Here is a 12,706-nt window from a genome sequence, read left to right on the forward strand (position 1 = left end):
AGGCCACAGTAAGCAAGCGGTAAGTTAAGCTCTTAACTTGTGCGCTGGTGGAATTTCTTTGATTGATTTGCCCAAGTAATGACAGGATGACTCAAAATGCCCGATCCAAAAATAGCGAGTTCATCGCCAAATGCCAGAGATTCTGTCAGGGTGGAGTTAGTTGAGTTTTTATCTTACCTTCGCAGTCTAGATATTAATATTTTTGTTGAGGGCGAGATCCTGCGCTGCAATGCTCCCGAAGGAATTATTACACCCGAACTGCGGGCAGAAATTTCTCATAAAAAAGCCGAAATTATTTCATTTTTAAAAGCAGCTAATCTTACTTCTAGTTTCACTCCTACACCGATTGTTCCTATGGGGCGGGACGGAAATCTACCGCTTTCCTTTGCACAGCAGCGCTTGTGGTTTCTCGACCAATTAGTACCGAACAATCCCTTCTATAATGTTCCCGCAGCCTTGCGTTTGACAGGTTCGCTCAATTTTTCTGCGCTGCAACAAACCTTCAATGAAATTGTGCGCCGCCACGAAGCTTTACGCACGACTTTAGCAGTAGTTTCGGGGCAACCTGTTCAGAGAATAGGTGCTGCTTTCCATCTTCCGATTAATGTAGTGGACTTGCGAAACTTGCCAAAGGAATATCGACAAAATGAAGCAAACAGGCTCACCGCCCAGGAAGCTCAACGCTCTTTCAATTTGTCCAAGGACTTGTTGCTGCGAGTCACATTATTGCAGTTAGATGATGCCGAATATTTACTAATGCTGAATATGCACCACATTGTCTCCGATGGTTGGTCTATCGGAGTGCTAATTCAGGAATTAGGCGCACTTTACACGGCATTTGCTAGCGAAAAACCTTCGCCTTTACCGGCTTTGTCGATCCAGTATGCTGACTTTGCAAAATGGCAGCGCGAATGGCTGCAAGGGGAAGTTTTAGAAACGCAGCTTGCTTACTGGCGGCAGCAGTTAAACGGCATTTATATGCTAAATTTGCCTGCGGATCGACCCAGGCCAGCAATTCAAAGTTACCGAGGCAAAAGGCAATTTTTGCAACTGCCAAAACAACTGAGCGAGGCTTTAGAAACGTTGAGCCAGCGCGAAGGAGTGACGCTGTTTATGACAATGCTGGCAGCTTTTAAAACGTTGCTTTACCATTACGCGCAGCAAGAAGATATTGTGGTAGGTTCGCCGATCGCCAATCGCAACCGTAGCGAAATAGAAGCATTAATCGGTTTTTTTGTCAACAGTTTGGTGCTGCGTACAGATTTGTCGGGAAATCCAACTTTTCGGGAACTTTTAAACCGAGTCAAAGAGGTAGCATTAGGAGCTTACGCTCACCAAGATTTGCCGTTTGAGAAGTTAGTAGAAGAATTGCACCCCGATCGCGCGTTGAACCAAAATCCCTTGTTTCAGGTGGCGTTTGCGCTGCAAAACGCGCCGGGGAATCGGTTAGAATTGCCAGAATTAACACTGAGCCCGCAGCAGTTAGATGTGGGTACAGCGCGGTTTGATTTGGAGTTTCATTTGTGGGAGCGAGCGCCCAACAGCTCCGGAAACAACCAATCGCCCAACAATAAGCTGTGGGTTGATAGCTCCGAGGGTATCAGCGGCATGGTTATTTACAGCGCCGATTTATTTGATGAAGCTACGATTGCGCGCCTGATCGCGCATTTTCAAACTCTGTTAGAAAGCATTGTGGCAAATCCCGAAGAGCGAATTGCCAACTTGCAATATTTGAGCGCCCAAGAGCGCTATCAGTTGTTAGTTGAATGCAACAATACTCAGGCGGATTATCCGCCTGATTTGTGCATCCATCAGCTATTTGAAAAGCAGGCCGATCGGACACCGGATGCGGTGGCGCTGGTATTTGGAGATGAGCGAGTCACCTATCGAGAGCTAAATCTCCGCAGCAACCAACTAGCACGTTATCTGCAAAAAATTGGGGTTGGGGCGGAAGTTTTAGTCGGGCTTTGCTGCGGGCGATCGCTCGATCTGATTGTGGGGATGTTGGGTATCCTGAAAGCGGGAGGAGCTTACTTAATTGTAGATCCGAGCTATCCTGCTGAGCGATCGAGCTTTATGGTAAAAGATGCTCAATTATCTGTTGTGTTAACTCAGCAGCAATGGGTAGAGAATTTGCGCTCGCCCAATTTACAGATAGTTTGTTTAGACACAGACTGGGAGATGATTTCCCAAGAAATCGCCGACAATCCCACCAGCGCAGCCACAGCCGAAAATCTGGTTTACGCGATTTACACCTCAGGGTCCACGGGAAAGCCGAAAGGAGTGGAAATTGAGCACGGGAGCTTGTTAAATCTCGTTTTTTGGCATCAAAGAGAGTTTGGGGTGTCAGCGGGCGATCGAGCAACGCAAATAGCAGCGATCGGCTTTGATGCTTGCGGGTGGGAAATTTGGCCTTATCTCGCCGCGGGAGCTAGCATATACTTTCCAGAAGATGACATCAGGCGAGATCCTGAAAAACTGCAAAACTGGTTAGTATCAAACGCCATGACAATTAGCTTTTTGCCAACACCTTTAGCCGAGAAAGTTTTGCTATTAGATTGGCCTCAAACAACAGCGTTGCGAATCTTGCTCGCAGGCGGCGAAAAACTGCAACAGCATCCTTTAAAATCCCATCCATTTAAGCTAGTAAATAATTACGGCCCAACCGAAAACACCGTCGTCACAACTTCCGGTTATATTCCTGCAACAGAGCAAACAGACATCGCCCCGACAATTGGCCGCCCCATTGCTAACACTCAAATCTACATATTAGACAAATATTTGCAGCCAGTGGCGATCGGCGTTGTTGGCGAATTGTACATCGGCGGAAACGGACTCGCTCGCGGCTACCTCAACCGCCCAGATTTAACCGCACAACGCTTTATTGTCAATCCTTTTAAACCAAATTCAGGAGAGCGAATTTACAAAACCGGCGATTTAGTGCGCTACAGAGCCGATCGCAACCTTGAATTTTTAGGACGCATTGACGAACAAGTAAAAATTCGCGGTTTCCGCATCGAATTAGGAGAAATCGAGACAGTATTAACTCAACATCCGGCCGTGCAGCAAACTGTAGCAATAGCTTCTGAAGATGGACAAGGAGATAAACGTTTAGTAGCTTATATTGCCCTGAATGCAGAATATAGCAGTGCCAGCGAAAAAAACCAAATAATGCAATTGCAGGACGAACAGGTATTGCAGTGGCAAATGCTCTACAATGAAACTTACAATCAACCTGCTGTTGAGTCAGATCCAACATTTAATATTGTCGGCTGGAATAGCAGTTATACTAATCAGCCAATTCCAGCAGAACAGATGCGCGACTGGGCGAACAATCAAGCCGCCCAAATTTTAGCTTTGCAGCCTAGCCGCGTGTTAGAAATTGGCTGCGGCACAGGTTTGTTGCTGTTCCAAATTGCCTCTCGCTGCACTCAATATTGCGGAACCGACTTTTCACCTATTTCGCTCAACTATATTCAGCAGCACTTGTCACGTCAACAGTTAGCTAATGTAACGCTGCTTCAGAAAATGGCGACTGACTTTGAAGGAGTAGAAACAGCAGCTTTTGACGCAGTAATTCTCAACTCTGTCGTGCAATATTTCCCGAATATCGACTATCTCGTGCAGGTGCTAGAAGGTGCGGTGAAAGCCACTGCTCCCGGCGGCTTTATATTCATCGGAGATGTGCGCAGCTTGCCGCTGCTGGCAGCTTTTCACGCTTCGGTACAACTGTATCAAGCCGAACCTTCTCTCGCGGGCGAACAGTTGCAGCAGCGAGTACAAATGCACATTTTTCAAGAAACAGAGTTAGTTATTGAACCAGATTTTTTTAGCGCATTAAAGCAGCGCTTTCCGCAGATTGGCGGCGTAGAGATTCAATTAATGCGCGGTAGTTATCACAATGAGTTAACTGATTTTCGGTACAATGCTATTTTGCATATTGCGTCGGAAACAGCACGCCCAAAATCATCGCCAAAAGGGGAGTGGCGCGCCGAAAAACGGCTGGATTGGTTGGATGAAAATCAGAATCTGACTGTTACCAATGTGCAACAAATATTATTGCAAAATCAACTCGATGTTTTAAGAATTGCTAATGTGCCTAATGCGCGGGTAACGGCAGCAGTTAAGGCGGCAGAATTGCTGTCTGTTGTCGATAAATTTCCAACGGCAGGTCAGTTGCAGAAAGCAGTGGAAAAACTCGATGATTTAGGAGTAGATCCCGAAACGTGGTATGCTTTGGAAGTTCCGTACAATGTTAATATTAGTTGGTCTAATTCCGACGGTCAAGGGCGCTACGATGTAGTGTTTGCACGCGGCGAAACCAGAGATTTTGTGCGAGAAACCCGAAGCGATAACTTGCGTCCTTGGCGCTCTTATGCTAACAATCCCTTACAAGCTAAAGCAGCGCGGAAATTAGTGCCGCAGTTGCAGGCTTTTCTAGCAGAAAAACTGCCGGAATATATGGTTCCGTCGGCTTTTGTGGTGCTGGAGTCGCTACCAATGACGGCTAACGGAAAGGTCGATCGCCTCGCTTTGCCTGCACCGGAGCCGATTAAGTTAGAATGGGCTGGCGGTTATGTTGCGCCTCATACTTCTATTGAGGAAGTTTTAGTGAAAATTTGGGCTGAGGTTTTGGGGATAAAGCGAGTGGGTATCCGGGACAATTTCTTTGAATTGGGAGGCCATTCGCTGCTGGCGACTCAGCTTGTTTCTAGAGTGCGAGATGCTTTCGGGGTAGAGTTGCCTTTGCGCCGGGTTTTTGAAGCACCGACAATTGCAGAATTATCTAAGATTGTGGAGAGTTTAAAGGACAGCAGTGCTAAAATTAAAGTACCAGCCTTAGTTCCTGTCTCTCGCGAGAGCCGCAGGCTCAAATTATCCTCCCTCAACCAAGAAAGCAAAGACAGAGGATGAAAACTCTATTGTCCTTTTAAAAAAATACACCCAATGAGTTCATACGCTTTCTGGAACAATAAAGGTGGTGTCGGCAAAAGCTTCCTTTGCTTTGTCGCTGCTTCTGAATATGCTCACCGTCACCCCGATTCTGATGTCTACGTAATTGATCTATGTCCGCAAGCGAATGTTTCAGAAACTCTATTTGGTGGATATCTCACTAGCCCAGAGGCAATACGTTCTTTGAACACTAAGACTCCGCGTGCGACGGTAGCTGGATACCTTGAAGCACGCCTGAACTCCCCTTTTAGAATGATTGACGACGTATCACCCTACCTGTGTGAACCTAAACAATTCAATCCGAACATACCAGAAAATTTGAGGCTCATATGTGGGGACAATCTCCTCGAAATAATCTCTGAAGCAATCCGACAGACATCCCAACTTTCGATACCAATTGATGCTTGGAAACAGGTGCTAACTTGGGTACAGGATCTGACAGTTGCTCTCCGCAAACTAAGTGGCGATCGAGACACCCTCTTCGTCATTGACTGTAACCCTAGTTTTGCAATTTATACACAGCTTGCTTTAGTTGCCGCAGAAGGCGTTGTTGTGCCATTTACAGCCGATGATAGTTCGCGTCGTGCCATAGAGAATGTCGTTGCACTTCTCTATGGTATCACCGATCAACATACAGCACCATACGCACGAATCAGCTTTGCAAAACGTGCCAAGGAAGATGGTGTACCTGTACCAAAGTTACATACTTTCGTGAGCAACCGGGTAACTTTATACGAAGGAAAGGCTAGCAAGGCATTTGAAGCTGTAAATAAAACTATTAAGCAGACGATGGATAATATATATAAGAAGCATCGTCATATTTTTGCTAACCCCAAAGAATTTCCCAGTAATAGCTTTATCGAGATCCCATCTCCGAGTAACAGCTTTATTGAAATCCCTGATTATCATAGTGCCTGTGTGGTTGCTGCTACAACTGGCACCCCGTTGCATAAGCTAACACCTGGACCAAAGAACATCGTAGGTGAGCGCGTGCAATTGAATCCAGGTCCATTGGACAGATACAGGGAAGCCCTTGCACAGTTCGTAAACTGTCTCTAGGAGCATCGCCGTGGCGTCACCAGCAGCATTGAGGTACAAGAGCGCGTCCAACACGGCTAGAACACTTCGCCAAACAGCTACCGATCCGCGCTTGCAACCAATATCGCGCAGCCAAACTCAAGTCTACTATCACTCCGCTCTAGCTGCATTTGTTGCTGTATGGGATGCTTACATAAACGAACTCGTTCGCAATTTTTTCGCTGCAACTGCAAATCCTTTAGATCCCAAATTTCATGCCGTACATTCTATTGCTAGAGATGCGGCGGAACGCGCACTTGAAAGATTTAATACGCCAAACGCGGACAACACGCGAAACCTTCTGATTCAAAACACTGGTTACGATCCTATTGGCGATTGGATTTGGTCTGCAAGAAGCCTGAACGGATTAGCCGTTCGGCAGAAGCTAAATGAGATTTTAAAAGTGCGGCACAGTTTTGCACATGGTTTTGCTATTCCCGCTTTTTCTTGGACTCAAACAGCAACCGGAAAAGTTCGGCTTACGGCTAAAGCGATAGACGATGTTGATGTGTTTTTTACACATCTTGTGAATGTTACCGACCTCGGCATGAAGCAGCATATCGAAACGAGTTATAGTCTAGTATTGCCTTGGTAAAGATCTTAATCAAAGAGATGAAATCTTCTCTATGTAATATTTGTAGGCTACTTTGTACGCGCTTTCCTTTGAGGCTTGCCTGATAATTTGATATGACTCAGTATCTTTCCAACAATTCCCTCCCGGCTGGTGAAGAAAAGCTTAATCTTCCCGAAGAAACAGAAGTTTTTGTATTCCCCGCATCATTTGCTCAGCAGCGGCTTTGGTTCCTCAATCAATTAGCACCGGGCAATCCTTTCTATAATGTTTCAACAGCGCTCCGCTTAACTGGTTCGCTTAACTTAAGATGCCTAGAGCAAACCTTCAATGAAATTGTGCAGCGGCACGAAACTTTACGCACCACTTTTACGCTTTTGGAAGGGGAACTCGTACAAGTTATTGCTCCCATTTTAACCGTATCTATCCCCACTATCGACTTACAAAATCTCTCGCCAACTCAGCAGGAAACCGCAGCGCTGCAACTCGCAACCGATGCAGCGCAATGCCCTTTCGATTTAGCCTCTGGGCCGTTATTTAAAGTAACGCTGTTACAACTGAGTGAAACAGAACATATATTGTTGCTGAATTTACATCATATTGTGGCTGATGGTTGGTCGATTGGAGTGCTTATTCGAGAGCTGGGAATGCTTTACACAGCCTTTGTAAAAAATGGGATCTCGCACTTACCAGCACTGCCCGTGCAGTACGCCGACTTTGCAGAATGGCAGCACCAATGGTTGCAGGGCGAAGTATTAGAAACGCAGTTAACTTATTGGCGGCAGCAGTTAAACGGAATTACCACACTCAATCTAGCAACAGACAGGCAAAGGCCAGCCGTTCCATCCTACCGCGGCGCTAAACAATTTATAACACTATCACCTGCTTTGAGCGAGGCGCTAAAGTCATTGAGCCAGCAAGAAAGCGCGACTTTATTTATCACTCTACTAGCCGCTTTTCAAACTTTGCTGTACCGCTATACAGGACAAGTAGATATTGCAGTAGGAACGCCGATCGCCAATCGCAACCTGAGCGAAATAGAAGCATTAATCGGTTTTTTTGTCAATAGTTTAGTGCTGCGTGCAGATTTATCAGGAAATCCAACTTTTCGGGAACTATTGCATCGGGTAAAAAACGTCGCAATGGCAGCCTACGCTCACCAAGATTTGCCTTTCGAGAAGTTGGTTGACGAAATGCACCCCGATCGCGAGTTGAGCCGCAACCCCCTATTTCAAGTTAGTTTTAGCCTGCAAAACACTCCTGTAGCAGCGCTAGAATTGCCGGGAATTGCTGGAGAGGCGATCGACTTTGACGCGGGAACCGCCAAGCTCGATTTAGAGTGCCACTTGTGGGAAAATGCAGGAAGTATTCAAGGGCAATTTGTCTACAGCACAGACTTATTTGATAGCGGCACAATTGCGCGCATGGCGGGACATTTCCAAACGCTGCTCGAAGCCATTGTTGCCAATCCCAAACAGCGCCTCAGCGACTTGGCTTTGCTGACAGCGGCAGAATACCAGCAATTATTAATCGATTGGAATGACACTCAGAGAGATTATCCGCAAAACCAGTGTTTCCATCAGCTATTTGAAGATCGAGTCGCGCGTGAGCCCCATGCTGTAGCCGCCGTCTTTGAAAACCAGCAGTTAACCTACCGCCAACTCAACAACCAAGCCAACCAACTTGCACGTTACTTGCAGCAATTGGGAGCAGCACCAGAAATCTTAGTGGGCCTTTGTGTAGAACGTTCCTTAGATGCGATCGTCGGATTGCTAGGCATTATCAAAGCAGGCGCAGCCTACCTGCCTTTAGATCCAACTTATCCTCAAGAGCGGCTTAACTTCATGTTAGAAGATGCTCAGGTGTCGATTTTGGTAACTCAGCAGCACTTAGCCCAAAACTTGACGCAGCCGAAAAATTACGGAGTTTTTTCAGTAGTGTGTTTGGACTCCGACAGAGAAATTATCGCCCGACAAAGCCCAGAAAACCCAACTACAAATATCCTACCAGAAAACCTAGCCTACGTCATTTACACATCTGGTTCAACCGGAAAACCCAAAGGCGTTTTAATCGAACATCGGGGACTCTCCAACTTAGCCATAGCTCAAATAGAAGCTTTTAACTTAAACTCAAATCACCGCATTTTGCAATTCGCATCCCTGAGCTTTGATGCCTCAATCTTTGAGATTGTCATGGCCTTGGGAACCGGAGCAACACTTTACTGTGCCAAGAAAGAATCTTTGTTGCCAGGACAAACATTAATCCAATTTTTGCAGGACAATGCTATTACTCACGCTACCCTCCCGCCCTCGCTGCTAGGTGTCCTTCCAAACGCCAAACTTCCCGCACTGCAAACAATCATCTGTGCTGGCGAATCCTGTTCCCCGGATATTGTTAAACGCTGGGCTTCCCGGCGCAGATTTTTTAACGCTTACGGCCCTACAGAAGCGACAGTCTGGTCAAGTTTCGCCGAAATTGGCGATTCCCTGCGGGATAGCTTCGCTTCACGCAAAAAACCGCCAATCGGCCGCCCAATAGCTAACACTCAACTCTATATTTTAGATAAAAATTTACAGCCTGTACCCGTTGGAATTCCCGGTGAATTGTACATCGGCGGCAGCGGATTGGCGCGAGGCTACCTGAACCGCCCCGAATTAACCGCCCAGCGATTTATTGCTAATCCGTTTAGCCAGAAAGCAGGAGAACGAATTTATAAAACAGGTGACTTAGCTCGCTATTTTTCCGACGGCAATATTGAGTTTTTAGGCCGCACAGACGAACAGGTAAAAATTCGCGGTTATCGAATAGAATTGGGAGAAATTGAAGCGCTGCTGGTTCAGCATCCAGCAGTCAAAGAAACAGCAGCGGTTGCTGTGGATGATTTGTCCGGCAACAAACGCCTAGTTGCTTATGTTGTCCCCAATCACAATCAGACGCTTAATCCCGGGGAACTACGCAATTTCCTCAAACAACAACTGCCCAATTACATGATTCCCAGTGCTTTTGTGGCGCTTGATTTTCTGCCCCTAACTCCCAATGGCAAAATCGACCGCCTGCGCCTACCTGCACCGGGGAATCTAACAAGCTATTCCATAGATAAAAGCTGCATTGCACCTCGCACGCCAACCGAGTCAACCCTCGCCCAAATTTGGGCCACAATCCTCAACGCCGAGTGCGTTGGCATTCGCGACAACTTCTTCGATTTGGGTGGAGATTCCCTGCTGGCAATCCGCCTCATCAATGAGATTAACCAGCAATTTGAGCGCGAGTTGCCGCTATCTGCCCTTTTTTTAAATCCGACAATTGAAGGTTTAGCAGATTCGCTATCTTCAGAAACAAATTCTCTGGAATGGTCGCCTTTAGTTGCAATTAAGCCTCGCGGTAAAAATCCCCCGTTATTCTGCGTCCATCCCATCTTTGGCGTGGTATTTCCTTATGTCGAGTTAGCCTTTGGGCTAGGAGAAAATCAACCGTTTTACGGGCTGCAACCAAAGGGTATTGACGGCGAAACTTCTCCGTTAACTAGCATTGAAGACATGGCGGCTGACTACATCGCAGCCTTGCGTACAGTTCAACCAAAAGGGCCTTATTTTTTAGGAGGCTGGTCTTTTGGAGGTTTGGTTGCTTTTGAGATGGCTCAACAGTTGCTCGCAGCGGGGGATGAAGTGGCTTTACTTGCTGTGCTGGATACTTTAGCGCCGGTTTCTGCTAACAAACCTTCTTTTTGGGACGGTTGCAAGTTTATTCTGACTACTGTTTCGCGCTCTATCTGGCCTTTTGTAGTAGATTATTTTCGCTTGGTGGCTGCTGCGGAAAATGTTCAAAGTGGCGGTATTGCTGCCAAATTTCCGAAATTAAATAAGATGCTTAATTTGGCAGCTAACTTTTTGCATCGCTGGAATTGGAAACAGGCCGTTATGGTTAGCATCCTATCTCAGGAGTCAAAAGAAAGAAGCTGGCGCGAGCTGGCAATTCCCTCAATGTTTACTGTATTTCAGGCTAACAGTCAAGCAACTCTCAGCTATGTACCGAAAATTTATCCGCAGCGAATTACTCTGTTTAGATCGAGGGAAAAGCTAAGCAGGGGTCATCAAGATCCGACTCTTGGCTGGAGCGAATTAACGACCCAAAAAGTAGAGGTGATTAGAGTTGCTGGAAATCATCTTACTATGTTGAGAAAGCCCTGCGTCGAGGTGCTGGCTCAACAGCTAAAGCATTGCTTGGAGAAGGAATTAAGTGATTGAGTGGCAGTTTTGCTTGCTTGTACCCGGCAACCGGGTTTGATGTGCAAAAGCGCTATTAGTCATGAAGAAGTAGGCAATCTGATGTCCGGTCAAATCACCGTTATCACGTTTGTAGTTAGGATGTAAAAAAATTGCGATCGCCCGAAGAACACTTTTTGCAACTAGAAATCATTATGCAGCGCCACGCCACAGCACTCGAAGCTGAAGTCAGAGCTTTGCAAGCCGCTGACGAAACCGCCCAGTGGCCCGCTGACTGGAAGCGTTACTATAATTGGCGTTTCGCTAAAATTTTCGCTTCAGTGAAGATTTTTCGCAACTGGGGTGCAGATGCTGCGGGTTGGAAGCTTTTGCCTTCGAGAGTTTATCCCAACCGAGGCAATCAGAAAGATTAGTTAACAGTTGACTGTTGACTGTTCTGAAATGCCTCAATCTAAAATCTAAAATCTAAAATTGCCCAATGGATTGGGCGATGCTGAAGATGATAGCAGCCAAACCTGCTGCGATCGGAATTGTCACCAGCCAAGCCGAACCAATTGACAGCAAAGTTTGCAAGCGTACTGTTTTCCAAGCTTTGATCAGCCCGACTCCGACGACTGCACCGACTAAAGCGTGGGATGTGGAAACTGGCAAACCGAAGCGGGATGCTAGCAAGACTGTGGTGGCTGTGGCTAATTCCGCGCAAAATCCGCCGCTGGGTTGCAGTTCGATGATCTTTTCGCCGACTGTGGCAATTACATTTTTGCCCCAGATGGCTAAACCGATGACTATTCCTGCGCCTCCGAGGACTAAAATCCACAGGGGAACGCTGAAATCTTCTGAGGGAAAGGAACCTGTGCGCCGGATGTAGGCGATCGCAGCTAGGGGAGCAACGGCATTTCCTACGTCGTTGGAACCGTGGGAAAATGCTACAAAACAGGCGCTCAAGACTTGAAATCTCGCCATTTGTTGCTCGATGAGAGAGTGACGGTGTGTCGGAGTGGAGGAGGAGTTTGTACTTATTCCTTCTGCCTTTTCCCCTCTGGCTTCTGGGTTTTCAACTGATTCTAATTTTTTCCAGCTATTGAGTGTCAAGGCGATCGCCCCCATACTCCCAATGCCAATCACAATATCGTGAATTGGCAGATTCCAGCCAAATCGATCGTGCGCGGCGGCGATCGCCCCTGTCTGCACCAAAGCGACATTCACAACAGACGGCAGTACAATTATCCCAAATACGCTCAGCATTGCTGCACTCAGCCAAGGTATCCACTCGCGCATTTGAGATAAAGGATCTGGCCGATCGAGAATCGAATACTTCACGACACTGTAAAATAGTGCGGCTAAAGTACCGCTAGCAACAGGTGTCGCCACCCAAGTTAGGGAGATTGTGCCGATGGTTCGCCAATCAACCGCATTAATTCCGGCTGCAACACAGCTAAAACCCGCGATCGCGCCCACCACTGCATGGGATGAAGAAACCGGCAAACCTCGACTGGTAGCGATTTGCAGCCATATCCCGCAAGCTATCAGCACTGACACCATCCCGATCAAAAATACTTGCGGTTTGGCCGCGAACGCTTGTGCATTCACAACTCCTGTTGCGAGAGTTTCGGAAACTCCTTGCCCGAAGAGCACTGCGCCGGAAAACTCCAGTATGCCTGCAACAATTATTGCCTGTCGCAGCGTTAGCGCCTTCGAGCCTACGGATGTTCCCATCGAGTTAGCGACATCGTTGGCTCCCAAGTTGGCGGCGACGTACAAGGCGAGTGCGGCCATTGCCCCTAGTTGCAGAAATACGACCCCAGAGGTATCTAACATAGAAATTTTTTGACATAAAACGGGCATTTCGATATATGATAAGGGATTGTGAGTTTTGGTAAAT

6 protein-coding genes are annotated in these 12,706 nt (G+C 46.9%); 5 read left to right on the forward strand and 1 reads right to left on the reverse strand.

Annotation, left to right across the window (positions count from 1 at the left end; translation table 11 throughout):
• The first annotated feature begins 96 nt into the window (after positions 1 to 96).
• The 5 genes from QUA23_RS08580 to QUA23_RS08600 all read left to right on the forward strand — a co-directional run bounded on the left by QUA23_RS08580 (position 97) and on the right by QUA23_RS08600 (position 11,237).
• The gene (locus QUA23_RS08580; protein WP_333073869.1) at positions 97 to 4,914 is read left to right on the forward strand and encodes an amino acid adenylation domain-containing protein; all 4,818 of its coding nucleotides are present in this window, start codon (positions 97 to 99) and stop codon (positions 4,912 to 4,914) included.
• 33 nt (positions 4,915 to 4,947) lie between these two features.
• Complete coding sequence (locus tag QUA23_RS08585) at positions 4,948 to 6,012, forward strand: ParA family protein (protein ID WP_333073870.1); 1,065 nt, start codon at positions 4,948 to 4,950, stop codon at positions 6,010 to 6,012.
• A gap of 10 nt (positions 6,013 to 6,022) precedes the next feature.
• Entirely contained in the window at positions 6,023 to 6,625 is a 603-nt protein-coding gene (locus tag QUA23_RS08590; RefSeq protein WP_333073871.1) for a HEPN domain-containing protein, read from the forward strand.
• A gap of 92 nt (positions 6,626 to 6,717) precedes the next feature.
• Positions 6,718 to 10,845 (forward strand): amino acid adenylation domain-containing protein, encoded by a 4,128-nt coding sequence (locus tag QUA23_RS08595; RefSeq protein ID WP_333073872.1) that lies wholly within the window; start codon positions 6,718 to 6,720, stop codon positions 10,843 to 10,845.
• Between the two features lie 155 nt (positions 10,846 to 11,000).
• The gene (locus QUA23_RS08600; RefSeq protein ID WP_333073873.1) at positions 11,001 to 11,237 is read left to right on the forward strand and encodes a hypothetical protein; all 237 of its coding nucleotides are present in this window, start codon (positions 11,001 to 11,003) and stop codon (positions 11,235 to 11,237) included.
• Between the two features lie 52 nt (positions 11,238 to 11,289).
• On the opposite strand, the gene QUA23_RS08605 is transcribed toward QUA23_RS08600, so the two are convergent.
• The gene (locus QUA23_RS08605) at positions 11,290 to 12,669 is read right to left on the reverse strand and encodes an inorganic phosphate transporter (protein ID WP_445243480.1); all 1,380 of its coding nucleotides are present in this window, start codon (positions 12,667 to 12,669) and stop codon (positions 11,290 to 11,292) included.
• Positions 12,670 to 12,706 lie beyond the last annotated feature (37 nt).

The sequence above is a fragment of the Microcoleus sp. Pol1C5 genome, assembly GCF_036701115.1.
Taxonomy (GTDB): Bacteria; Cyanobacteriota; Cyanobacteriia; order Cyanobacteriales; family Microcoleaceae; genus Microcoleus.

What these genes read in the sequence shown, in the direction of transcription:
- QUA23_RS08595 (WP_333073872.1), top strand. Translation starts at nt 6,718, where the DNA reads ATGACTCAGTATCTTTCCAACAATTCCCTCCCGGCTGGTGAAGAAAAG.
- QUA23_RS08580 (WP_333073869.1), top strand. Translation starts at nt 97, where the DNA reads ATGCCCGATCCAAAAATAGCGAGTTCATCGCCAAATGCCAGAGATTCT.
- QUA23_RS08585 (WP_333073870.1), top strand. Translation starts at nt 4,948, where the DNA reads ATGAGTTCATACGCTTTCTGGAACAATAAAGGTGGTGTCGGCAAAAGC.
- QUA23_RS08605 (WP_445243480.1), bottom strand. Translation starts at nt 12,669, where the DNA reads ATGCCCGTTTTATGTCAAAAAATTTCTATGTTAGATACCTCTGGGGTC.